Source organism: Pseudomonas sp. UF-293 (assembly GCF_058245595.1).
Map to the genome: position 1 here is coordinate 13,901 of NZ_JBSICA010000032.1, position 22,886 is coordinate 36,786.

At 59.3% G+C, this 22,886-nt stretch carries 23 protein-coding genes, 1 pseudogene and 1 riboswitch; of the genes and pseudogenes, 15 read left to right on the forward strand and 9 right to left on the reverse strand.

Annotated features, from left to right (window positions below; all coding sequences use genetic code 11):
• Window positions 1-141 precede the first annotated feature (141 nt).
• A complete protein-coding gene (gene brnQ, locus AC4IHP_RS23775) occupies window positions 142-1,455 on the forward strand; it encodes a branched-chain amino acid transport system II carrier protein (RefSeq protein ID WP_016773681.1) in 1,314 nt (437 codons plus the stop codon).
• Window positions 1,456-1,551: 96 nt separating this feature from the next.
• On the opposite strand, the gene AC4IHP_RS23780 is transcribed toward brnQ, so the two are convergent.
• Window positions 1,552-2,781, reverse strand: a complete 1,230-nt coding sequence (locus tag AC4IHP_RS23780) for a hypothetical protein (RefSeq protein ID WP_490832900.1) — start codon at window positions 2,779-2,781, stop codon at window positions 1,552-1,554.
• Between the two features lie 232 nt (window positions 2,782-3,013).
• On the opposite strand from AC4IHP_RS23780, the gene AC4IHP_RS23785 reads away from it, so the two are divergent.
• Both AC4IHP_RS23785 and AC4IHP_RS23790 read left to right on the forward strand, forming a co-directional pair.
• Window positions 3,014-3,751, forward strand: a complete 738-nt coding sequence (locus tag AC4IHP_RS23785) for a DUF599 domain-containing protein (protein ID WP_253500477.1) — start codon at window positions 3,014-3,016, stop codon at window positions 3,749-3,751.
• On the forward strand, window positions 3,751-4,152 hold the full coding sequence (locus AC4IHP_RS23790; RefSeq protein WP_460117560.1) for an MAPEG family protein: 402 nt from the start codon (window positions 3,751-3,753) through the stop codon (window positions 4,150-4,152). The genes AC4IHP_RS23785 and AC4IHP_RS23790 overlap by 1 nt, the downstream gene beginning before the upstream one ends.
• Before the next feature lie 62 nt (window positions 4,153-4,214).
• Here the strand turns inward: AC4IHP_RS23790 and AC4IHP_RS23795 are convergent, their stop codons facing one another.
• On the reverse strand, window positions 4,215-4,451 hold the full coding sequence (locus tag AC4IHP_RS23795) for a hypothetical protein (protein WP_007959016.1): 237 nt from the start codon (window positions 4,449-4,451) through the stop codon (window positions 4,215-4,217).
• Window positions 4,452-4,609: 158 nt separating this feature from the next.
• Between AC4IHP_RS23795 and AC4IHP_RS23800 the strand changes: the two genes are divergently transcribed.
• From AC4IHP_RS23800 to AC4IHP_RS23815, 4 genes are all read left to right on the forward strand, one after another.
• Window positions 4,610-5,086 (forward strand): PaaI family thioesterase, encoded by a 477-nt coding sequence (locus AC4IHP_RS23800; RefSeq protein ID WP_056783901.1) that lies wholly within the window; start codon window positions 4,610-4,612, stop codon window positions 5,084-5,086.
• On the forward strand, window positions 5,083-5,535 hold the full coding sequence (locus tag AC4IHP_RS23805) for a PaaI family thioesterase (protein ID WP_065615118.1): 453 nt from the start codon (window positions 5,083-5,085) through the stop codon (window positions 5,533-5,535). Before AC4IHP_RS23800 ends, AC4IHP_RS23805 begins: the two co-directional genes overlap by 4 nt.
• Window positions 5,536-5,617: 82 nt before the next feature.
• Window positions 5,618-7,522 carry a molecular chaperone HtpG gene (htpG, locus tag AC4IHP_RS23810; RefSeq protein ID WP_042607640.1) on the forward strand — a complete coding sequence of 635 codons (1,905 nt, stop codon included), beginning with the start codon at window positions 5,618-5,620 and terminating at the stop codon, window positions 7,520-7,522.
• A 69-nt stretch (window positions 7,523-7,591) separates the two neighbouring features.
• Window positions 7,592-8,320 (forward strand): dienelactone hydrolase family protein, encoded by a 729-nt coding sequence (locus AC4IHP_RS23815; protein WP_490832901.1) that lies wholly within the window; start codon window positions 7,592-7,594, stop codon window positions 8,318-8,320.
• 137 nt (window positions 8,321-8,457) lie between these two features.
• Here the strand turns inward: AC4IHP_RS23815 and AC4IHP_RS23820 are convergent, their stop codons facing one another.
• Together AC4IHP_RS23820 and AC4IHP_RS23825 are read right to left on the reverse strand one after the other, a co-directional pair.
• Window positions 8,458-9,321, reverse strand: a complete 864-nt coding sequence (locus AC4IHP_RS23820; RefSeq protein ID WP_490832902.1) for a pirin family protein — start codon at window positions 9,319-9,321, stop codon at window positions 8,458-8,460.
• 61 nt (window positions 9,322-9,382) lie between these two features.
• Entirely contained in the window at window positions 9,383-9,799 is a 417-nt protein-coding gene (locus AC4IHP_RS23825; RefSeq protein WP_490832903.1) for an OsmC family protein, read from the reverse strand.
• A 129-nt stretch (window positions 9,800-9,928) separates the two neighbouring features.
• On the opposite strand from AC4IHP_RS23825, the gene AC4IHP_RS23830 reads away from it, so the two are divergent.
• From AC4IHP_RS23830 to AC4IHP_RS23840, 3 genes and pseudogenes are all read left to right on the forward strand, one after another.
• Complete coding sequence (locus tag AC4IHP_RS23830; protein WP_490832904.1) at window positions 9,929-10,975, forward strand: amidohydrolase family protein; 1,047 nt, start codon at window positions 9,929-9,931, stop codon at window positions 10,973-10,975.
• 138 nt (window positions 10,976-11,113) lie between these two features.
• Window positions 11,114-11,884: pseudogene (locus tag AC4IHP_RS23835) on the forward strand (MCP four helix bundle domain-containing protein); the annotation flags it as partial.
• The gene (locus tag AC4IHP_RS23840; protein WP_490832914.1) at window positions 11,876-12,739 is read left to right on the forward strand and encodes a methyl-accepting chemotaxis protein; all 864 of its coding nucleotides are present in this window, start codon (window positions 11,876-11,878) and stop codon (window positions 12,737-12,739) included. The pseudogene AC4IHP_RS23835 and the gene AC4IHP_RS23840, both read left to right, overlap by 9 nt.
• A 187-nt stretch (window positions 12,740-12,926) precedes the next feature.
• Here AC4IHP_RS23840 and AC4IHP_RS23845 read toward each other — a convergent pair whose 3' ends face one another.
• Genes AC4IHP_RS23845 through purM form a run of 3 tightly spaced genes read right to left on the reverse strand, consistent with a single transcriptional unit; the run spans window position 12,927 to window position 15,357 of the window.
• Window positions 12,927-13,640 carry a DUF3108 domain-containing protein gene (locus AC4IHP_RS23845; RefSeq protein WP_016773693.1) on the reverse strand — a complete coding sequence of 238 codons (714 nt, stop codon included), beginning with the start codon at window positions 13,638-13,640 and terminating at the stop codon, window positions 12,927-12,929.
• 8 nt (window positions 13,641-13,648) lie between these two features.
• On the reverse strand, window positions 13,649-14,299 hold the full coding sequence (gene purN, locus AC4IHP_RS23850; RefSeq protein WP_064365430.1) for a phosphoribosylglycinamide formyltransferase: 651 nt from the start codon (window positions 14,297-14,299) through the stop codon (window positions 13,649-13,651).
• Window positions 14,299-15,357, reverse strand: a complete 1,059-nt coding sequence (gene purM, locus AC4IHP_RS23855) for a phosphoribosylformylglycinamidine cyclo-ligase (protein WP_039763675.1) — start codon at window positions 15,355-15,357, stop codon at window positions 14,299-14,301. Before purM ends, purN begins: the two co-directional genes overlap by 1 nt.
• 373 nt (window positions 15,358-15,730) lie before the next feature.
• Here purM and AC4IHP_RS23860 point away from each other — a divergent pair, with 373 nt between their 5' ends.
• The 5 genes from AC4IHP_RS23860 (at window position 15,731) to AC4IHP_RS23880 (ending at window position 20,367) form a co-directional block, all read left to right on the forward strand.
• On the forward strand, window positions 15,731-16,789 hold the full coding sequence (locus AC4IHP_RS23860; RefSeq protein ID WP_490832905.1) for a DUF2066 domain-containing protein: 1,059 nt from the start codon (window positions 15,731-15,733) through the stop codon (window positions 16,787-16,789).
• Window positions 16,790-16,823: 34 nt separating this feature from the next.
• Window positions 16,824-17,897 carry an AI-2E family transporter gene (locus AC4IHP_RS23865; RefSeq protein ID WP_460117578.1) on the forward strand — a complete coding sequence of 358 codons (1,074 nt, stop codon included), beginning with the start codon at window positions 16,824-16,826 and terminating at the stop codon, window positions 17,895-17,897.
• A 204-nt stretch (window positions 17,898-18,101) separates the two neighbouring features.
• On the forward strand, window positions 18,102-18,806 hold the full coding sequence (hda, locus tag AC4IHP_RS23870) for a DnaA regulatory inactivator Hda (protein WP_007919828.1): 705 nt from the start codon (window positions 18,102-18,104) through the stop codon (window positions 18,804-18,806).
• Between the two features lie 191 nt (window positions 18,807-18,997).
• Window positions 18,998-19,615 (forward strand): C40 family peptidase, encoded by a 618-nt coding sequence (locus AC4IHP_RS23875; RefSeq protein ID WP_016773699.1) that lies wholly within the window; start codon window positions 18,998-19,000, stop codon window positions 19,613-19,615.
• Window positions 19,616-19,830: 215 nt separating this feature from the next.
• Window positions 19,831-20,367, forward strand: coding sequence for a C40 family peptidase (locus AC4IHP_RS23880; protein ID WP_041479547.1), 537 nt, complete (start codon window positions 19,831-19,833; stop codon window positions 20,365-20,367).
• Between the two features lie 133 nt (window positions 20,368-20,500).
• On the opposite strand, the gene AC4IHP_RS23885 is transcribed toward AC4IHP_RS23880, so the two are convergent.
• Entirely contained in the window at window positions 20,501-21,814 is a 1,314-nt protein-coding gene (locus tag AC4IHP_RS23885) for a PQQ-dependent sugar dehydrogenase (RefSeq protein ID WP_490832906.1), read from the reverse strand.
• Between the two features lie 66 nt (window positions 21,815-21,880).
• Complete coding sequence (locus AC4IHP_RS23890) at window positions 21,881-22,465, reverse strand: hypothetical protein (protein WP_490832907.1); 585 nt, start codon at window positions 22,463-22,465, stop codon at window positions 21,881-21,883.
• Between the two features lie 163 nt (window positions 22,466-22,628).
• Window positions 22,629-22,858, forward strand: a riboswitch (cobalamin riboswitch).
• Window positions 22,859-22,886: the final 28 nt, after the last annotated feature.

A 22,886-nucleotide genomic window follows, 5' to 3' on the forward strand; every position in this document is an offset into this window, starting at 1 on the left:
CTGGCAGCCATTTTTGCGTCCGCCGCCCACAAGGCAGCCACGCGCTTTAAGGGTCAGTCCCATACGGATCGACAGCATTTCCCTAATCCAACAGGGCAATCCCCCTCTAAATTCCGATTTCAGTAGTGTGGTATTACCTTAATGAAAGTTTTGAAAGGTCAGGACATCCTGGCACTTGGTTTTATGACGTTTGCCCTGTTTGTCGGGGCCGGTAACATCATTTTCCCGCCGATCGTCGGCTTGCAGGCCGGACCTCACGTCTGGATGGCCGCGCTGGGCTTTCTGATCACCGCCGTAGGTTTGCCGGTAGTCACCGTGGTGGCGCTGGCCAAGGTCGGCGGCGCGATGGATGCGTTGAGCAGCCCGATCGGCAAGATCGCTGGCGGTATCCTCGCGGCGGCGTGCTATCTGGCTGTGGGGCCGCTGTTCGCCACTCCGCGTACCGCGACCGTATCCTTTGAAGTGGGTCTGGCGCCATTGACCGGCGAAAGCCCGCTGGCGCTGTTCCTTTACAGCTCGGTGTACTTCCTGCTGGTGTTCTTCATTTCGCTCTATCCTGGGCGTTTGCTGGATACCGTGGGCCGCTTCCTCGCGCCGCTGAAAATCATCGCGCTGGCCGTGCTGGGTATCGCCGCGTTCGCGTTGCCGGCGGGTGACATCGGTCACGGCACTCCGGAGTATGTGGCGGCACCGTTCTCACAGGGTTTTATTAATGGTTACCTGACCATGGATACCCTCGGCGCACTGGTGTTCGGCATCGTCATCGTCAACGCGATCCGCTCGCGTGGCGTCGAGTCGCCGGCGCTGATCACCCGTTACGCGATCATCGCCGGGCTGATTGCCGGCGTGGGGCTGGCACTGGTCTACGTCAGCCTGTTCCGTCTCGGTTCCGGCAGCCATGAAGTCGCGGTCGGCGCCACCAACGGCGCGGCGGTATTGCATGCCTACGTGCAACACACTTTTGGTTCGCTGGGCAGCGGTTTCCTTGCGGTGCTGATCTCGCTGGCGTGTCTGGTCACGGCGGTCGGCCTGACCTGTGCCTGCGCTGAATACTTCAGCCGTGTGCTGCCACTGTCCTACAAGACTCTGGTGATTATCCTCGCAGCGTTCTCGCTGCTGGTCTCCAACCTTGGTCTGACCAAGCTCATTGCCTTCTCGATTCCGGTACTCACTGCGATCTACCCGCCTTGCATCGTTCTGGTCGCGCTGAGCTTCTGCAAGGATTTCTGGCATGAGCACGGGCGCATTCTTGGCCCGGTGATGCTGGTTTCCTTCGTTTTCGGCACCATTGACGCCCTGAAAGGCGCTGGTCTGGCTGACTGGATGCCAACTCAGCTGACCCATCTGCCGCTGAGCGAGCAAGGGCTGGCATGGCTGGTGCCATGCGTGATGACCCTGGTGGTCGCGGTGGTCTGCGATCGCCTGCTGGGCAAGCGCAGCGAAGTGACTGCCTGACGTGATGTGACCCGCCACAAGCGGGTCAGGCACGGTTAAACAGAAATGCCCCGTATCAATCGATACGGGGCATTTTTTTATCAGAGCTGATAATCCTCAGCCCAGATAACGTACGACCAGAGCTCCCACATTGACGTTGTCGCTGTCACGGCTCAGGAGTATTCGCTTGTCGGGCTGCACTGCCACCGAGATCCATTGCATACCGGGCCCCATAGAGTGAGTAACGTATCCCTTGCCATCCCCAAAGGTTGTGTCCAGTTCACCCGTTGCCAGATAGCGGCAGGCAAGCATTTGCTCCCTGGTTAGTTGCCCTGTACTCCCCACCACAACCAAACCATCCTCAGGCTCCCCACTTAGATCGAACAAAGTGCAACCGTCGGTTAATCCAAGATCAGTGACAACAGGCTTACCCTGATTAAATGCGAGATTTGGTCTACCGTTCGGGTTGTACGCGGCCATCATTGCCTTGCGTCCTTTACCCCAAACGTCGTCAGGAGATGTGTCGACTTGGCCAGCAACAAAGAAGCTGCCGTCAGCACGTACCATAAGGCTTCGTACGCTGGCCGGGTAATTCGATGGAACGTAGACGGTCCCGGTGCCATCATCGCCGAAGTCTTTATGGGGCGTTCCATCGACGTTCAGGCGCACAATCGTTCCTTCTCCAGCGCTCGAACCTGCAACTGTGATTACTCCATCCTCTGCCACTGAAATCGAAGCAATGCCCATTGCAAGATCCAGCCAGCCTTGGTTGTTGAAAGCGGTATCGAAATCTCCTTTCTGATCAAGTCTGAACAGGCGGTTGCTTTGACCGACGAGTATTTTTTCATCGGCAGTCAGTACTAACCTGGTTCTGGATTGCGACTTGATGGAAGCTTCCGGTTTTAGCAATTGCGATTCGTACTGTGGCAGGAAAGGGACGTAAACCGTCCCATCGGAACCGAAATCGCGATCTCTTTCACCATCAGCGAAGAATCTGGCAAGCGCAAATCGGGTCCCTTGGTCCTCATCATATTGATATCCAAAAAGCAGCGCCTTACCGTCTTTATAAAGACAGGCGCCAGTTCCGCTGGCTTGTCCCGAACCTGCAAACGTACCTACGATCCAACCGTTTTCGTTGAAGCCAGTATCGTTAGTACCGTCCGCCAGTAATTGCGCCAAATGAAAACTGACCTTGCCCTCTACAACAGTTTGTCCCACGAGAAGGATCTTTCCATCCGGGCGCAAGCCTGCGATGTTCAAAGCCTGGCTTCCCGCAGCAAATGACTCGGCGTACCCCCGGTTGCCAAACGTTGTGTCAATGGGCAGTGCAGCGTTCAAAGGTGTCATGCTCAAATCCTTGTCTGATAGGGGAGCGGTCAGTGTTCCCGTTTGAGAAAACGACCTTATGCCTCGCCATACCCTCGGCGCTACTGTCAGAGTTGACAGGTATAAGCCTTCGAAAACTGATAGCTGCGGTCTATTTTGAATAAATTTGACTCTTCAAAGAGCGTGTCTTTTTACGAGCCAACACGTCGAAACGAAGGGTTCCCTCTATCATGCTTCTTGCTCAGGACAACGAATGTCGTTCATCCAAGCCAATCTGATTCACCTGCTCGCTGCTGTCTGGTTTGTCATCTGCTGGGGCGGTTACACCCGTTATGCCACCTGGAAGGCCCGCGATACGGCGTGTCTGGCCAGCGTGCTGCACCTGTACCGCGAAGACTGGATGCGCCGCATGCTGCTGCGTGACAACCGCATTGCCGATGCCAGCGTGATCGGCAATCTGGAACGCAACGCGTCGTTCTTCGCTTCCAGCACGCTGATCATCCTCGCCGGTATCCTCACCGTGCTCGGCGCGTCGGAACGGGCGGTATCGCTGCTGGCGGATATTCCGATGGTGCAGCAGGCATCCCAAGGCATGTCAGAGATCAAGTTGCTGTGCCTGGCACTGGTGTTCGTCTATGCGTTCTTCACTTTCAGCTGGTGCATGCGCCAATACAACTTCGCGGCGATTCTGGTCGGTTCAGCGCCGATGATCGGCGAGCGGCAGGTGACCGAGCAGGAACGCAAGGCCTTCGCTTCGCGGGCGGCGCGGGTGATTTCGATGGCGGCCAACCAGTTCAACTTCGGCCTGCGCTCTTATTACTTTGGCATGAGCATGCTGGCGTGGTTCGTCAGCCCGTGGCTGTTCATGATCATGAGCGCCGGAGTTGTGGTGGTTTTGTACCGCCGCGAGTTTCATTCCGACGTTCTCGATGTCATGGTCTATACCCCTACAGAGGCGCCCGTCCCTGAGGCAAACAAAGAGGCTGTTTGATGAGTATTCCGTTCTGGTGTGTGTTTATCAGTGCTTTATTGATCTACGTGGCGCGCATGCCGGTGGCCAAGGCCATGAAAGAGCAGGGCGGTTATGACAATCACTTGCCGCGGCAGCAACAGGCGCAGTTGACCGGCTTCGGCGCCAGAGCGCTGGCGGCCCATCAGAACAGCATCGAAGCGTTCATCCTGTTCGCCGTCGGTGTGCTGATGGCGCACACCACGCAAACCGCAGGTTGGCTGATCGATGCGCTGGCGATCATCTTCGTGATCTCGCGGATCTTCTATCTGTGGTTCTATCTGGCCGACCTGGCGAAGTTGCGCAGCCTGATGTGGCTAGTTGGCTTTGTGTGTTCGTTGTTGCTGATGATTAGTCCGACTTTTAGAACCGTGTTGCTCTAAACGGTAAATCGCAGGCAAAAGAAAACCCGCACTTGGCGGGTTTTCTTTTCACACCAGAAAGCTTATTGCTTTTTGGCGGCTTCTTCTTGAGCAGCGGCGTTCGATTCAGCCTGAGCTTTGGCAGCTTCGGCGTTTTCTTTTGCTGCGTCGTTCACTTTATCCTGAGCTTTGTTCATGTCTTGCTGAGCTTGCTCAGCATGTTGGTTGGCATCTTGAGCTTTGTCCTCGGATTTTTTATCGCAGGCAGCGAGACCGAGGGAAGCGGTCAACATCAAGGCAATAGCTAAAGTCTTACGCATGGGGTGTTTCTCCTTATGGAAAATAACTACTGGCCTTAAGAACTCGGCGCTACAGGTTAAGTTCCTCAATTGTTTCAGATATATAAGTTTGTTTTATCACGGAACTTTTGCCGCTTTCCTCACTACTGGCACAAGGCCCAAACGCGAGTAATTATCACATGGCCGAAAACCCCGTTTTTGAGCGCGCGACGCGCTTTTTATCGGCATTGCGCCACTGTCAGGTCTTGGGTCTGCAAGTGCACAGTGCCTCCAGCGAAGGGCTGACGGTGATCCTGCCTTACAGCGAAAAAATCGTCGGCAATCCCGAAACCGGAGTCATCCATGGCGGCGCCATCACTTCGTTGATGGACACCGCTTGCGGCATGTCGACCCTGTGCGTGCTGCCAGAGTTCGAAGTCTGCCCGACCCTTGATCTGCGCATCGACTACATGCACGCCGCCGAACCGCACAAAGCGGTGTACGGCTTCGCTCAGTGCTACCGCGTCACCACCGACGTGATCTTTGCCCGGGGTTTTGCCTACCAGGACGATCCCGAGCAACCGATTGCCCACGTCGTCGGCACATTCATGCGCATGGGCATCGGTTTGAAGGGCAGCAAAGGCTTCGCAGGCGCTATCAAAGGGGCCAGCCAATGAGCGACGATCTCAGGGAGCAGCTGCAACAGGCCCACGCGCAAGGCGATTACGCGCCGCTGCTGGCATTGATTCCTTACGCCGGGTTGATCGGTATCGAGTGCTCGCGAGTCGGCGATGAGTTGCTGTTCAAGCTGCCGGCGAACAAGGACAACATTGGTAACCCTTTATTGCCGGCGATCCATGGCGGGGTGATTGCCGGCTTCATGGAGCTGGCCGCAGCCCTTCATTTGCTGATTTTTACCGGCACGCCGGGTGTGCCGAAGATCATCGATTTTTCCCTCGATTACCTGCGCGCCGGGCAGTTTCGCGACACCTGGGCCAGGTGTCAGGTCTGCCGTCAGGGCCGGCGCGTGGCCAACGTCGCGGTCACGGCGTGGCAGAGTACCGAGGGCGAACCGATCGCCACCGCCCGCGCGCACTTCAAAATCGATGAGCCCTTGAAATCCTGAACAGCGCCCCAAACTCACAAGACAACCCGCCGCAGACCATTTCGGGTCGCGGCCACTGCCATCTGATTGGAGTTTGATGACCATGAGTGTGGAAACTCAAAAGGAAACCCTGGGCTTCCAGACCGAGGTAAAGCAGCTGCTGCACCTCATGATCCATTCGCTGTACTCGAATAAGGAAATTTTCCTTCGCGAATTGATCTCGAACGCCTCTGACGCTGTCGACAAGCTGCGCTTCGAAGCCCTGGCCAAGCCTGAGTTGCTCGAAGGTGGCGCTGACCTGAAAATCCGTGTGAGCTTCGACAAGGACGCCAAGACCGTCACCCTCGAAGACAACGGTATCGGCATGAACCGTGACGATGTGATCACCCACCTGGGGACCATCGCCAAGTCCGGCACCGCCGATTTCATGAAAAACCTGTCCGGTGATCAGAAGAAAGATTCGCACCTGATCGGCCAGTTCGGTGTTGGCTTCTACTCGGCCTTCATCGTTGCCGACAAGGTTGATGTCTACAGCCGTCGCGCCGGCACCGACGCCAGCGAAGGCGTGCACTGGTCGTCGAAAGGCGAGGGCGAGTTCGAAGTCGCCACCATCGACAAGCCAGAGCGCGGTACCCGCATCGTCCTGCACCTGAAGTCCGGTGAAGACGAATTCGCTGATGGCTGGCGTCTGCGCAACATTATCAAGAAGTACTCCGACCACATCGCGTTGCCGATCGAGCTGCCGAAGGAAGTCACTCCGGCCGAAGGCGAAGAGGCTCCAGCCGTTGAATGGGAAACCGTCAACCGTGCCAGCGCCCTGTGGACCCGTCCGCGCACTGAAGTCAAAGACGAGGAATACCAGGAGTTCTACAAACACATCGCTCACGACTTCGAAAATCCGCTGTCGTGGAGCCACAACAAGGTTGAAGGCAAGCTCGAGTACAGCTCGCTGCTGTACGTGCCGGCCCGCGCGCCGTTCGACCTGTACCAGCGTGAAGCGCCGAAAGGCCTGAAGTTGTACGTGCAGCGTGTGTTTGTCATGGATCAGGCCGAGTCGTTCCTGCCGCTGTACCTGCGCTTCATCAAAGGCGTGGTCGATTCCAACGACCTGTCGCTGAACGTGTCGCGTGAGATCCTGCAGAAAGACCCGATCATCGACTCGATGAAAACCGCACTGACCAAGCGCGTTCTGGACATGCTGGAAAAACTGGCGAAGAACGAGCCTGAGCAATACAAGGGCTTCTGGAAGAACTTCGGTCAGGTGATGAAAGAAGGCCCGGCAGAAGACTTCGCCAACAAAGAGAAAATTGCCGGTCTGCTGCGTTTCGCATCGACCCAGGGCGACGACGGCGAGCAGGTTGTCGGTCTGGCTGACTACCTGGCCCGCGCCAAGGAAGGTCAGGACAAGATCTACTACCTCACCGGCGAAACGTACGCGCAGGTCAAGAACAGCCCGCACCTGGAAGTCTTCCGCAAGAAAGGCATCGAAGTGCTGCTGCTGACCGATCGTATCGACGAGTGGCTGATGAGCTACCTCAGCGAATTCGACGGCAAGACTTTTGTCGACGTGGCGCGCGGTGACCTCGATCTGGGCAACCTGGACTCGGAAGAGGACAAGAAAGCTGCGGAAGAAGTCGCCAAGTCCAAAGAAGGCCTGGTCGAGCGTCTGAAAACTGCGCTGGGCGATTCTGTCGCTGAAGTTCGCGTGTCGCATCGTCTGACCGATTCGCCGGCAATTCTGGCCATCGGCGAACAGGACCTGGGCCTGCAAATGCGCCAGATCCTCGAGGCCAGCGGGCAGAAAGTCCCGGATTCGAAACCGATCTTCGAATTCAACCCGAGCCACCCGCTGATCGAAAAACTCGATGGCGAGCAGAGCGAAGAGCGTTTTGGCGACCTGTCGCACATCCTCTTCGATCAGGCCGCTCTGGCGGCGGGCGACAGCTTGAAGGATCCGGCCGCTTATGTGCGCCGTCTGAACAAGCTGCTGGTTGAACTGTCGGTTTGATCACGTCGTAGGAAAAACCCGCTTCGGCGGGTTTTTTCGTTCTGGTGTTTACCCAATCAGGAGTCAGAAATGAGCCAAGTCACTGTACGTTCCGTGGTCTATCAGATTGACGGCCAGGCCTATGAAGGTCGCCTTGCCTTCGACGCCGAGCACAAAGCTGCGCGCCCGGGGTTGCTGATGGCGCCAAACTGGATGGGCGTCAGCGCCGGCGCTGAAGACATCGCCAAAGCGGTGGCGGCCGAGGGCTACGTGGTGCTGATCGCGGATGTCTACGGCCAGACCGTACGTCCGCAGAACGCAGACGAGGCGCTGGCGGCAATGATGCCGCTCAAGGACGACCGCGCGCTGCTGCGCAAACGTCTGCAAGTGGCTTTCGAGCAATTGCAGAGCCAGGGCGAAGCGGCGGTGGATACGTCGAAACTGGCGGTGTTCGGTTTCTGCTTCGGTGGTTGCTGTGCGCTGGATCTCGCCCGCACGGGCGCGCCGGTAAAAGCGGCGGTGTCGTTCCACGGCACGCTGGATTCGCCGAATCCGGCGGATGCGCAGAACATCAAGGGCTCGGTGATGGTGCTGCACGGCGCGTCCGATCCGTTGGTGCCGAAGGAGCAACTGCCGGCGTTCGAAGATGAAATGAACGCGGCGAAGGTCGACTGGCAACTGCTCAGCTACGGCGGCGCGGTGCATTCGTTTACCGATCCGCACGCCAACGTACCTGGCAAGATGATGTACGACGAAAAGACCGCCAAGCGCGCGTTCAAGTCGATGCATGATTTGCTGGATGAAGTGTTCAACGGCTGAGTCAGTTTTCAGGAGCTGACTTGATCGGTGTCTGATCTGGCCTCTTCGCGAGCAGGCTCGCTCCCACAGGGAATGCATCACTAACCACTGTGGGAGCGAGCCTGCTCGCGAAGACTGACTGAGGCCCTCTACAAATCTCAGGGTAGTTCTATCCGCTCGACTTCCCCCGGCACTGTCGGCCAATCCCTGGCCGCCCACTTGCGCCGTGCCTCATCAATCGCCGCCGGATCACTCGCAACGAAATTCCAATTGATCCGCCGAGGCCCGTCCAGCGGTGCGCCGCCGAATACCACCGCGTGCACATCACTTTCGGCAAACAGACTCATCTCTTCGCCGGCAGGCAATACCACCAGCGCATGCGGCTCGATCGCCTCGCCATTCAACTGCGCATCGCCGTTCAGCACATACACCGCGCGTTCTTCATGCTCGGCGGGAATCAGCAGTGTGGTCGCGGTCTGCATCTTCACTTCGGCGTACAACGTAGGAGAAAGCACCGGCACCGGCGATTCCAGGCAAAAGCCTGACCCGGCAATCATGCGAATCTGCACGCCGAGGCTATCGCTGACCGGCAACGTCGCTGCCGGGTGATGGCTGTAATGCCCTGGGCCCTGTTCGTGTTCTTTGGGAGAGGCCAGCCAGACTTGCAAGCCATGCAGGGTGAAGGTCTCGGCGAGCAGGGGCGCAGGCGTACGCTCGACGTGGGCGATGGCGCTGCCAGCGGTCATCCAGCTGACATCGCCGGCAGCGACGACCTGGTCGGAGCCCAGGCTGTCCTTGTGCTGCAATTGCCCTTCGAACAGATAGGTAAGCGTCGACAGACCGATATGCGGATGCTGTCGGATATCCATGCCTTTACCCGTCGGATAAATCGTCTCGAGCATGTGGTCGAAAAACACGAAAGGCCCGACGTTGCGGCATTTGGCTGACGGCAGCGGGCGCAGGATCGGCTGGCCTTCGACGTCTTCGGCGCGCGGGCGGATGATCAGGAGTGGCGTGTCCATGGTGCATTCCAGGCTGAGCGGGTGATGCCAGAAGCATAACCCGCCGCTGGCATCAGGAGGATTATTGGCTGTCGAAGCCTTGTGGCGCGTGGGTTTCGATGCTGACGTCGCTGGTGGTCATCAATTTGTGAATCGGGCAGCGATCGGCGACTCGCAGCAGCTCCTCACGCTGGGCGTCGGTCAGCACGCCTTTGAGCGTCAGGGTGACATGCAGGGCGTATTTGCCTTGCTGCTCTTCGCTGTTGTCGCGCTTCACTTCGACGCCCACGCCGGTCAGCGGGATGTCTTTCTTCTTCGCGTACATCTTCAGGGTCAGCGCTTTGCAGGCGCCGAGGGCGGCGTCGAAGTAGTCGTGTGGCTCTGGCGCGGTGCCTTCACCACCGGCGGTTTTCGGTACGTCGGCAAACAATTCATGGTCGTCGATCTGGACGGTGTGACGAAAACCTTCAGCAGAGACGGTATTGACGGTAACAGTCATGGAAACCTCACAGGCGGCAGGAGAAATCGTTCGATCAAAGCAGACCTTGCAGTTATAGAGCATTCCCGGCAGTGGGCGTTCCGCTTTTCGGCAGGGATGAACCCTTGTGGTTCGGGCGCGGTCTAGGCTATGCCCATCTGCCGGAGATTACTTGTGTCCTTGTCTCGTCTGAGTCTTGCCTGCCTGCTGCTGTTCGCCGGCAGCGCCGGCGCCCGCGAATACACCTACAGCGACGCGCACCTGCATTACGTGGATTTTTTCCAGGAAAGTGCCGGCATGCAGAAATTACTGATGGCCATGAAGGACAATTCCATTGAGCACGTGATGATTTCCGGCATTCCCGTGGCGAAGAAATGGCACGAAGACGAACCCAAGCGTCCGCGCTACTACGCCGGCGATGACGCCGATGCCTATTGGTACAGCGCCACTGACGTGATCGTTGCAGATGCGGTGCAAAAACTCGCGCCGGAGCAACGCCAGTACTTTCATCCATTCCTGTCCGGCTTCAACCCCAACGACAAGAACTCCGCCGCGCACATCCAGCGCATGCTCGACCTGTATCCGGGGTTGTGGCAGGGCATCGGCGAGGTGTTTACCCGACACGACGATCTGACCGCGCTGACCGCCGGCGACACGCCTCGGGCCAATAATGAGGCAATGACCAAGATCTATCACCTCGCCGCCGAAAATGATCTGCCGGTGATGCTGCACTCCAACATCACCTCCAAGCGTGAGAAAAATCCGCTGTATCTGAAGGAAGTCGAAGAGCCGCTGCGCAATCACCCGCACACACGCTTCATCTGGGCGCACGCTGGCACCAGTGCCGAGATCCATCGGCATCAGACCCAGTTGCCATTTCTCCTGCCGACCCTGACGCGCATGCTTGAGGCTTATCCGAATCTGTTTATCGACCTGTCGTGGAGCATGCTCACGCCGTACCTGCTGGACGAGCAGGGCAAGCCGCGCGCGCAATGGCTGGCGCTGGTGGAGAAATATCCCGAGCGCTTCATGCTTGGCTCTGACGTCGTAGGACGGTTCAACAAGCTCGGTGAGGAAATGCACAGCTACAAACCATTTCTCGATGCGCTGCCGGAGGCGGTTGCACGAAAGGTCGCAAGGGACAACTTCCTGGCGATATTGCCGCGCAATACGAACAAACCCGCCGACCCGCGCTGAAACGTCAAAGCCGTGGGTTCGAACTAGCCGCTCGTCTGCCTATCGCCTTTTCGTCTTACGCAAATTCGGAGCAATGCCGATACCTTCTAAAGCAACCCGCTGCAGGCTGATGCAGCGCTTTTGGAAGGAGCCAGAGTGATGAATATCCGTAGTCTCAATATTGCCCCCCGCGCCGGTTTCGGTTTCGGCCTGCTGGCCTTGATGGTGTTTGCCCTTGGGGCGTTCGCCTTGCTGCAAATGTCGAACATGCGCGCACAGTCCGATGAAGTCGACAACAACTGGCTGCCGAGTGTGATGGCGGTCGGGGAGATGAGTCAGGACATGCTGCGTCTGCGCGCACTGACCATGCGCTTGTTGCTCAATCGTGACCCCAAGGCACTGGAGCAGAATGTCGCCAAGCTCAACGAACTGCGCAGTGGCTTGAGCGAGGCGCAGCAGCGCTATGACGTGTTGATCGCCTTGCCGGAGGAGCGTGCGCTCTTTGATCGATTCAAGGTTGCCGAGCACAAATACCTGGAGTTGCAGGCGCAAGTCCTACAGCTGTCAGCGCAAAATCGGGTGGCAGACGCTTCGGCGATTCTCAATGACCAGATGAGTCCACTGGCCGATGAAATTGCTGTGACGCTGCGCGATCTGGTCGAGATGAATAAACACAATGCCAATCTGGCCACCGAGGCCGCACGCTTGGTATTCAGTCAGTCGCGGTTGTGGGTCGGAGTAATGATCGCCATGGCTGCGCTGATTACTGTCGGCCTGGCGTTGCTGCTGACGCGCAGCATTGTCGTGCCTTTGTCGCAATCGCTCAGCGTGGCTGAAGTGGTGGCTGCAGGGGATTTGACCAGTGACATTCACATCGCTGGCAAAGACGAGCCGGCGCGCCTGCTGCAAGCGCTGAAAAGCATGCAGCACAATCTGCGCGACACGATCCGGCGCATTTCCGAGTCGTCCACCCAGTTGGCCTCGGCCGCCGAAGAACTCAGCAGCGTCACCGAAGATGCCACTCGTGGCTTGCATCAGCAAAGCCAGGAAATCGAACAGGCCGCCACCGCAGTCAACCAGATGACAGCAGCGGTGGAGGAAGTGGCAAACAACGCCGTGGCCACGTCCGAAGCCTCCCGTGAGTCCGACCGCATCGCCCGGCAAGGGCGCGAGCAAGTGCAGCAGACGGTGACGTCGATCGAGTTTCTCGCTGGCGATGTCACCAATAATGCCGCGCAGGTTGAGGCGCTGGCACAAAAGGTTCATGGCATCAGCAAAGTGCTGGACGTGATTCGCTCGATCGCCGAACAAACCAATCTGCTTGCCCTCAACGCCGCGATTGAAGCGGCACGCGCCGGTGGCGCCGGACGTGGTTTTGCCGTGGTTGCCGATGAGGTACGGGCGCTGGCGCATCGCACCCAGCAGTCGACCCAGGAAATCGAGCAGATGATCGGCGGAATCCAGCAGGGCACCGATTCGGCGGTCAGTTCAATGCAGCAGAGCAACTCACGGGCGCGCTCGACCCTCGAGCTGGCGAAGAGCGCAGGCTCGGCCCTGGAGGAAATCGCCTCGGCATTTACCTTGATCAACGAGCGCAACCTGGTGATCGCCAGTGCCTCGGAAGAGCAGGCGGCGGTGGCGCGCGAGGTGGATCGCAATCTGATGAACATTCGAGATCTGGCGATGCAGACGTCGGCGGGGGCCAATCAGACCAGTGCGGCGAGTCAGGAGTTGTCGCGCCTGGCAGTGGATCTGAACGGGATGGTGGCGCGGTTTTCTGTCTGAATCAGCAGGTGACGAAATTCCTGTAGGAGCTGCGGCACGCTGCGATCTTTTGATGTTGACTCAAGATCAAGGTCAAAAGATCGCAGCCTCGTTTCACTCGTCAGCTCCTACAGGAAATGATGTGTTTGCGAAAACTGCGGGCAATAAAAAGCCCCGCATTTGCGGGGCTCTCGTTCCAGCAGCGCGATCAGCTGCCTTTGACAGTCTTGCCGTTGACCGTGCCGTCCTGGAGCATGATGTTGTACTCCTTGCCGTCGGTCTCGACCTGTTGCAGACGCACCAGCAGGTAATCCCAATCCTTGGCGAACCACAGCACGGTGATGCGCTTGCTTTGCGTCGGGTCGCGCACGCGCTCGACCTTTATCGCGTCGATCTGGCCGGCTTTGGTGTCGACCTTTTCCGAACCCAGCACGCGGAAGTCGTAGGTGTCGACTTCGCCATCATCGACGACCTGATAGCTCATGCTTTTCTTGCCGGCGGCGACGTCATGTTGCAGCGCCAGTTGATAGGTCGACTTGTCGACCATGCCACGGTTCAGCGGGATCTTCACCGCGTCGCCACGGTCGGTACCGGTGACCAGCTTGTTGGCCCAGTCGAAGTCCAGATCAGCTTTTTTCGCTTTGCCCAGACCACCGCGTTCGAAGTGGTAGGACTGCGGCAGCAAGGTGTCCTTGTCCAGCTTCAGGGTGCTTTCTTCGGTCAGGCTGGCGATCATCATCGACGCCTTGAAGCTGAGTTTCCAGACGCCGTTGGCTTCCTTGGTCAGGCTGCGTTCGGCGGTGCCGCTCATGGGCAACTGCTTCCAGTCGGCGGTGTAGCTGGCGGAGAACGGTTGAAGGTCCGCTGCCTGCGCGAAGGGCAGGGCGAGCAGAGCGCAAGCGAAGAGCAGGGCGCGACGCATAATATCTCCTAGTTTCGAATCAAGTGGCCGCTGGCGGCGAGTAGCTGGCCGTCGAGTAAAGCACCCTGGTCACCGAGTGTCAGCCTGCCTTCGGCAAACCAGCGTACTGCCATCGGGTAGATCAGGTGTTCCTGAACGTGGACTCGTTGCGCCAGACTCTGCGGCGTGTCGTGCAACTCTACCGGTAATACTGCTTGTACGACCAGTGGTCCGCCATCGAGTTCCTCGGTGACGAAGTGCACGGAGCAGCCATGTTCCGTGTCGCCGGCCTCCAGCGCCCGCTGATGAGTGTGTAACCCTTTGTATTTGGGCAGCAGAGACGGGTGGATGTTGAGCAGGCGACCCTGGTAGTGGCGCACGAAATCAGCGCTGAGAATGCGCATGAAGCCGGCCAGTACCACGAGTTTGGGGCTGAATTGGTCGATCAGTTCGATCAGCGCGGCATCGAAGGCCTCGCGGCCCTCGAATGCCTTGTGATCCAGCGAGCGGGTGGCGATACCCGCGTCGCGGGCGCGTTGCAGGCCGTAGGCGTCGGCGCGGTTGGAAATCACCGCAGCGATGCGGACCGGGCTGTCGCCGGTCCGCGTGCTGTCGATCAGCGCCTGCAAGTTACTGCCGGTGCCGGACAACAGCACCACGACATCACAGGGCTTTGGCATCAGTGAGCCTTGAGGTTCTTCAGCTCGACCTGCGCAGCGCCTTCGGCGGCCACGGCAATCTGACCGATGACCCAAGGCTGCTCGCCAGCGTCACGCAGGGTGTTCAGGGCAACTTCAACGTGCTCCTGAGCTACACAGATGACCATGCCGACGCCGCAGTTCAACACGCGGTGCATCTCGGTTTCGTCAACGTTGCCTTTCTCTTGCAGCCAGTCGAACACGGCCGGACGAGTCCAGCTGGCCACATCAACTACAGCCTGAGCGCCTTTTGGCAGTACGCGCGGAATGTTGTCGAGCAGGCCGCCACCGGTGATGTGGGCCATGGCCTTGACGGCGCCGGTGTCTTTGATCAGCTTGAGCAACGGCTTGACGTAGATGCGGGTCGGGGCCATCAGCAGGTCGGTCAGCGGTTTGCCGTCGAGCTGAGTGTTCTCGATGTCGGCACCGGAGACTTCGATGATCTTGCGGATCAGCGAGTAGCCGTTGGAGTGCGGGCCGGACGATGGCAGGGCGATCAGGGCGTCACCGGTGGCGACTTTCGAGCCGTCGATGATTTCCGACTTTTCCACGACGCCGACGCAGAAGCCGGCCAGGTCGTAGTCTTCGCCTTCGTACATGCCTGGCATTTCAGCGGTTTCGCCGCCAACCAGCGAGCAACCCGACAGTTCGCAGCCAGCGCCGATGCCGGTGACAACCTGGGCAGCGGTGTCGACATTCAGTTTGCCGGTGGCGTAGTAGTCGAGGAAGAACAGCGGCTCAGCGCCGCACACCACCAGATCGTTGACGCACATGGCGACCAGGTCGATGCCGATGCTGTCGTGCTTGTTCAGGTTCAGCGCCAGACGCAGCTTGGTGCCGACGCCGTCGGTGCCGGAGACCAGCACTGGCTGCTTGTAGCCGGCCGGGATTTCGCAGAGGGCGCCGAAACCGCCCAGGCCGCCCATGACTTCCGGGCGCGCAGTGCGCTTGGCGACGCTCTTGATGCGTTCGACCAATGCTTCACCGGCGTCGATGTCTACACCGGCGTCCTTGTAGCTCAGGGAGGGTTGCTTGCTCATGATCCAGGCCTTTAGGGGAGGGGATTCAGGGGGTAACGACCGAGTTCAGCGGGAACGTCGAGCTCGATGGGCGATCGCCTCACGCGAGTTTCGAGGGGCCCGGCTGTTGCCGGTCTGCGAAGGCGCGCGATTTTATCAGGCTTGAGGGGCAGCGGCCATCCTCGCACCGACGGGCAGGGCCATATCGGCGGAAATTTTTTGCAATCGCAGGTTATGACTGCCTGTATAAGGTGTGGCGATTAACCGTCTATCGTTAGGACAGTGCAAAAACTTACCGCCACTGTGTGAATGTTTTGCCAGGGGTGGGGGTCACAGCCTTGCTCAAACGGTTCACGCGGCGTGTTCCAGCCGCTCCTGTCGACGGGAATTTTCCATGCGTTTTTGTAAATTGTTATTTGTAGGCTGCCTGACACTGGTCAGCCTGGCGAGCCATGCCGAAAACCTCAAAGGCCTGTATCAGGTGCGTCAGCCGGTCAACGGCCAGGCGCCGGAGGAGCGCGAGCGCGCCACGCAAGCGGCGCTCGATACCCTGGTGCTGCGCCTGACCGGCGACCCGAAAGCCGCGCAGAACCCGGGGCTGGCACCGATTCGCAAGGATCCGCAGCAGATCATCAGCCAGTTCGGTTTCGACGCGGGGCCGCCGGAAGTGCTGAAAGTCGATTTCGACCCGGCAACCACCGAGCAGGCCTTGCGCCGGGCCGGCTTGCCGGTGTGGGGCGCCAGTCGGCCGTCGATCCTAAGCTGGTGGCTGAACGATTCAACCGAAGGTGCAAGTCTGGTCGGCGACGGTCAGGCCGCAGCCGCGTCGCTGCGCACAGCCGCGCAACATCGCGGTTTGCCGCTGCGTTTGCCACTGGCTGATCTCAGTGAGCAACTGGTTGCCACCGCGCCGGCGCTGGAAAACGCTGATCCCGCGCCCCTGCGCAATGCTTCGGAACGCTACAACGCTGACGCCTTGCTGGCGGTGCACGCGCGCGAAGAAGGCGGGCAGTGGCAGGCGAAATGGCGCTTGTGGCTCGGTGATCAGAAAGAGGCCGGCAGCGTGCAGGGCGCCGATCAGGCCGCCGTTGCCGATGCGGTGATGCTGGCAGTGGCTGAGCGTCTGGCGCCGCGATTTGTCGCCAAGCCCGGCGCATCGGGTCAGCAGACTCTGGAAGTGCAGGGCATGAATCTGGAGCATTATGCGGCGCTGCTGCGGTTACTCGAACCGTTCGGCGTGCGTCTGCAAAGCGTGCAGGGTGATCGCATCGTCTACCGGGTCAATGGCAGCGCCGATCAGTTGCGCGCGCAATTGTCGCTGGCGAAGTTGCAGGAGCTGCCTGCCGAAGCACCGGCTCCAGTGGCGCCGGCGCAGCCTGCCGTCGAGGGCGCGCCTGCGATTGCAGCGCCAACCCCGGCAACGGTGGCGCCGTCGTTGCGGTTTCGTTGGTAAGTCTTTCCTTATATAGAAGCATCAGGAGTGGTAAATGGCCGATACGCGGCGTTGGTTCTGGCTCGGTGGGGTAGTCCTGCTTTGCGCGTTTGTATGGTTGCTGCACCCGATCCTCACGCCGTTTCTGGTCGCGTTGTTGCTGGCTTATCTGTTCGATCCGCTGGTGGATCGTCTGGAGCGGCTCGGCTTGTCGCGAACCTGGGGCGTGATCGCCGTGTTTGCTCTGTTCACCTTGATCGTCACCGCGTTGATGCTGGTGCTGGTGCCGATGCTCGCCAAGCAGTTGCTGCGCCTGTACGAGCTGGCGCCGCAGATGCTTGACTGGTTGCAGCACACCGCTGTGCCGTGGGCGCAAGCGAAGCTCGGCTTGTCGGACGGCTTCTGGAAGTTCGACAAGGTCAAGGCTGCGATCAGCGAGCACATGGGCCAGACCACTGACATTGTCGGCGTGGTGCTGAGTCAGGCCACCGCCTCGAGTCTGGCGCTGATCGGCTGGCTGGCAAATCTGGTGTTGATCCCGGTGGTGAGCTTCTATCTGCTGCGCGACTGGGACGTAATGATGGGCAAGATCCGCAGCCTGCTACCCCGTGATCGCGAAGAGCGCGTGGTTTCGCTGGCGGGTGAATGCCACGAAGTGCTCGGTGCGTTCGTGCGCGGGCAGTTGCTGGTGATGGTTGCGTTGGGGGTGATCTACGCGGCCGGCCTGATGATCGTCGGTCTGGAGTTGGGGCTGTTGATCGGCCTGATTGCCGGGCTCGCGGCGATCGTGCCGTACATGGGTTTTGTCATCGGCATTGGCGCGGCGCTGATCGCCGGGTTGTTCCAGTTTGGTGGCGATCTGTACCCGATGGTCGGGATTGTCGCGGTGTTCATGGTCGGACAGGCGCTGGAAGGCATGGTGCTGACACCGTTGCTGGTGGGCGATCGGATTGGTCTGCACCCGGTGGCGGTGATCTTCGCGATCCTCGCTGGCGGCGAGCTGTTCGGTTTCACGGGCGTGCTGCTGGCGCTGCCGGTGGCGGCGGTGATCATGGTGCTGGTGCGTCATGTCCACGATCTGTACAAGGATTCCGAGATCTACAGCGGCGTCGACGAACCCGAGCTGTAATGGCGCGGCCAGCCCGGCGCTTGGCCGGGCTGGCCCGTGTCGTGCAGGCGAGGGCGCCAGAGAATCTGTCAGAAAACCGCTGCGTTAACGCAAACCTTTGATTTTGCTTGGAGTCTGTCGCATTGTGCGCTCAGCCTCACGGGTATAAACTTCGCAAACTTTACACAGAGGCCACTAACGGTTCCTTTGAACTGTTCAGTCAGCATGAAACCGATTCAGCTGCCCCTAGGTGTGCGTCTGCGTGACGACGCCACCTTCATCAACTACTACCCAGGCGCCAATGCCGCTGCACTCGGCTATGTCGAGCGTCTGTGCGAAGCCGACGCCGGGTGGACGGAGAGCCTGATCTATCTGTGGGGCAAGCACGGCGTCGGGCGCACACATCTGTTGCAGGCGGCGTGCCTGCGCTTCGAGCAGATGGGTGAGCCGGCGGTGTATCTGCCGTTGGCCGAGTTGATGGATCGCGGCGTGGAAATCCTCGACAACCTTGAACAGTACGAGCTGGTGTGCCTGGATGACTTGCAGGTGATTGCCGGCAAGGCTGACTGGGAAGAGGCGATGTTCCATCTGTTCAACCGTCTGCGTGACAGCGGTCGGCGCCTGCTCATCGCTGCGTCCACTTCGCCACGCGAACTGCCTGTGAAACTCGCCGACCTCAAGTCACGCCTGACCCTGGCCCTGATCTTCCAGATGCGCCCACTTTCCGATGAAGACAAATTGCGTGCGCTGCAATTGCGCGCGTCACGTCGCGGGTTGCATCTGACGGATGAAGTCGGGCACTTCATTCTGACGCGTGGCACGCGCAGCATGAGCGCGCTGTTCGATCTCCTCGAGCAGCTTGATCAGGCTTCATTGCAGGCGCAACGCAAGCTGACCATTCCCTTTCTCAAGGAAACACTCGGCTGGTAGTAGTGGGCTTTTGCCAGCTTTCAGGCGCCAGAAAACCCGCGTATCTGCGGCGATCCACCGGCTAGGCGAGTTACGCGCTTAGATGTAAACGCGAAACCGGGAAGTCACATAAAGTTCGATTGAATTTGCAAATGAGGACGATAGCGGGCATAGTCTCGGCTTCTTTACAACTATCAGCCACGGTCGTGCCCATGCTAAAGCGCTTCGCACCCCTCGTGCCTCTCGCACTCGTTACCCTGTTATTCGGTTGTGCTGCTCATTCTCCGGTTCAAGAGCCGCCGCAACAGGTCAAGAATTCTGCTACTGCCCAGTCTTCCGTTATTTACCAGGAAGAGCTGGATACCGAAAAAGAACTCAACCAGTTCAACGGCAGCAAGCCTTATCAGCTGCCTGTCCTGGCTGACAGCATCCTCGAACGCGGCATGTCCCTGATCGGTACCCGTTACCGTTTCGGCGGTACCTCTGAAGCCGGCTTCGATTGCAGCGGTTTCATTGGTTACCTGTTCCGCGAAGAGGCGGGCATGAATCTGCCGCGCTCCACTCGCGAAATGATCAACGTCGATGCGCCGCTGGTTTCGCGCAGTAACCTTGAGCCGGGTGATCTGCTGTTCTTCGCCACCAATGGTCGTCGCGGTCGTGTCAGTCACGCCGGGATCTATCTGGGTGACAACCAGTTCATTCACTCCAGCAGTCGTCGCAGCGGCGGTGTTCGCATCGACAGCCTGGGTGACAGCTACTGGAGCAAGACCTTCATCGAAGCCAAGCGTGCACTCGCCATGGCGCCGACTGTGGTCACCGCTCGCAAGTAATCCCGATGTCGCTGCGTTCGCGGCGACAGCACGGTGCGGCAAAGGAGTAGACGTAAACTTTACAAGGTGAAGTTAAAGTCTTACTTGAAGTTTGCCGCGTAGCCGCTAGAATCCTGAATCTATATTGATGGCAAACCGCCTGCGTGATGACGCAGGCGGTTTTGTTTCTGTCCATTCGACAGAGAAAGCCGCAGCCAGATCAGGATGTTCTGCTTATGACGATGTCGGCCCGCCTCACCTTGATCCTTTGCGCCGCGCTGCTCAGCGCCTGCGCCAGCCGCACACCGCCGCCAGCCCCCGTGGTTCGCGCGCCAATCGTGTTCGCCCCTTCCCAGGCTTTTTCTCCTGTTGCTGAAGACGTGCTGTTCCGCGCCCTCGGCCTGGTCGGCACGCCGTATCGCTGGGGCGGCAATACGCCAGATTCGGGCTTTGATTGCAGTGGTCTGATCGGTTTCGTCTACCGCGACGCGGCGGGAATTTCGCTGCCACGCTCCACCCGGGAAATGATCGTCATGCAGGCGCCGAATGTCGGCAAGGAAGGCTTGCAGACGGGCGACCTGATCTTCTTCGCCACCAACGGCGGCTCGCAGGTCAGTCATGCGGGGATTTACGTCGGCGAGGGGCGCTTCGTGCATGCGCCGGCCACGGGCGGCACGGTCAAGCTCGACAGTCTGTCTAAGGCTTATTGGCAGAAGGCGTATCTGAGCGCCAAGCGGGTGTTGCAGCCGGGGCAGTTGGCGCATAACCCGTAGTAAAAATCGCAGACATTCCAATGTGGGAGCGAGCCTGCTCGCGAAAGCGGTGTATCAGCCAATTCAATGGAGGCTGACACTACGCATTCGCGAGCAGGCTCGCTCCCACAGTTGTTTCAGGTCACATTCAACATCACTTCGTGGCCGAAACGCGCCACACCTTGTTCCCGACATCATCCGCCACCAGCAAGCCACCTTGCTGATCGATCACCACGCCCACCGGGCGGCCCAGCGCGTTTTCGTCCTTGTCGAGGAAGCCGGTCAGCACATCCACCGGTTGCCCGGTCGGCTTGCCGCCAGTGAACGGCACGAAGATCACTTTGTAGCCACTGTGCGGTTTGCGATTCCACGAGCCGTGCTGGCCAATGAACGCGCCTTCCTTGAATTGCGCCGGCAGGCTGTTGCCCTCGGCGAAAGTCAGACCCAGCGAAGCCGTGTGCGGGCCGACGGCGTAATCCGGCGCGATGGCCTTGGCCACCAGATCCGGATTCTGCGGTTTGACTCGCTCATCGACGTGTTGCCCGTAATAGCTGAATGGCCAGCCATAGAAGCCGCCGTCCTTAACCGAGGTGATGTAGTCCGGCACCAGATCGCTGCCGATTTCGTCACGCTCGTTGACCGCTGTCCACAATGCGCCGCTGGTGGGTTCCCAGGCGAGGCCGTTGGGGTTGCGGATACCCGAGGCGAAGATCCGGTGATTGCCGGTTGCGCGATCGACTTCCCAGATCGCGGCGCGGCCTTCTTCCTGATCCAGACCGTTTTCGCCGACGTTACTGTTCGAGCCGACGGTGACGTACAACTTGCTGCCGTCCTTGCTGGCGATGACGTTCTTGGTCCAGTGGTGATTCAACGTGCCGCCGGGCAAGTCGACAACTTTGATCGGTTGGGTCTTGATCTCGGTGGCGCCCGGCTCGTAATTGAAACGCAGCAGGCGGTCGGTGTCGGCTACGTACAAATCGTTGCCAACCAGCGTCATGCCAAACGGCGAGTTGAGATTCTGCAGGAACACCGTGCGGGTTTCTGCGACGCCATCGTGGTCGGCGTCGCGCAGCAGGGTGATGCGGTTCGGGCTGGGCACGCCGGCGCCGGCCTTGCCCATGACTTTCTTCATCACCCAGCCGCGAATGCCTTTGCTGTCGTCAGGCTTGGGCGGCGCGTTGGTTTCCGCCACCAGCACATCGCCGTTTGGCAGCACATAGAGCCAGCGCGGGTGATCAAGGCTTTCGGCAAACGCGGCGACCTGGGTACCGGCCACTGCGGTCGGTTTCGTGCCGTCCGGCCAGCCCACCGCCGGGGCGATGTTGACTGTCGGGATCAGCGTCTTGTTCGGTTCGGGCAATTTCGGCGACGGGCCGGTGCCGTCGGAGACTTGCAGGCTGGAGGTTTCACCGCAGGCGGCGAGCCCGCCTGCGACGGCGATGATAAGAGCGAGTTGGGCCTTGCGCATTGCTGATCTTCCCTATGAATGCATTCCTAAACATAGAGGAGGGCGCAGGCCCGATGGTTCAACTGCTCAACCGCGGGCTTCCTTGAACAGCACGGCGATGCCCGGATGATAGTTGCCCGCGTCGCTGTGCAATTTGCGATAGGCGTAGGGGAAATACCAGGCCAATGCGCAGGTGTGTTCCTTTTGCAGGTCGTCGACCATGTCCTGCAGTTCTTCGGGGCTGGCGCTGTGCTGGGCTTTTTGCGGAGCGACGAAGAGGCAGCCGAGCTTCAGGTCGCTGGCGTAGCTGATGCGTTTGGCATCCACGGTGATGTCGAGCAGGGCCAGGGTCAGGTTGAGGCTGTTGACCCGTGGCCAGCGTTGCGTGGCCTGAATGAACGCGCGGTCTTCGGCGCCGGCAATCAGCAGGTCCGCGCGGGCATTGCGCTCGCCTTCTTCGTTCTGTTTGCGCGTGGCCGTGTCGGTCAGTGTGACCATTTCCGCCATCCACGCCGCTGCCGAGAGCAGGCCGAGATTGGCTTTCTCGTCGTGCCAGTACGGCGTGTCGTTGTCGCCGCGTACTGTGTTGTAGCGATCGATACAGTCAAACCAGCGTTCCAGCACCGGGCGCAGAAATTCCAGGCGCGGGTTGCTGATGATCATGCCTTGCATCGTCGTCATCCTTATTGTTGTAGTGGGCTTTTTGGAAAAAAGCATGGCTCTTTGATATCACTTGTCACAGTCTGGCACAAGATTGCCGCTGCACAATTGATCAGCGGCAGTTATTCGCGCCCGAAGCGCCTCTTCAATTGACGCTCCACCCCCAACCCTCTAACCTTCGCCGCTTGTTTCAGGTGCTCTGTGGCCCCGCGTCGACAGAGTGAAACAGGGAAGCCGGTGAGGGTGGACTTCAAGCGAAGCCACGACGATCCCGGCGCTGCCCCCGCAACGGTAAATGAGTGAAAACTGCGCCTTGAGCCACTGCCTCGAAAGAAGCGGGAAGGCGCGCAGTCAGGCGAACCGCCGCTCATGAGCCCGGAGACCGGCCTGATCCATCTCAGCGGCATCACGGTGGGCGATGCCAGGCTTTTTG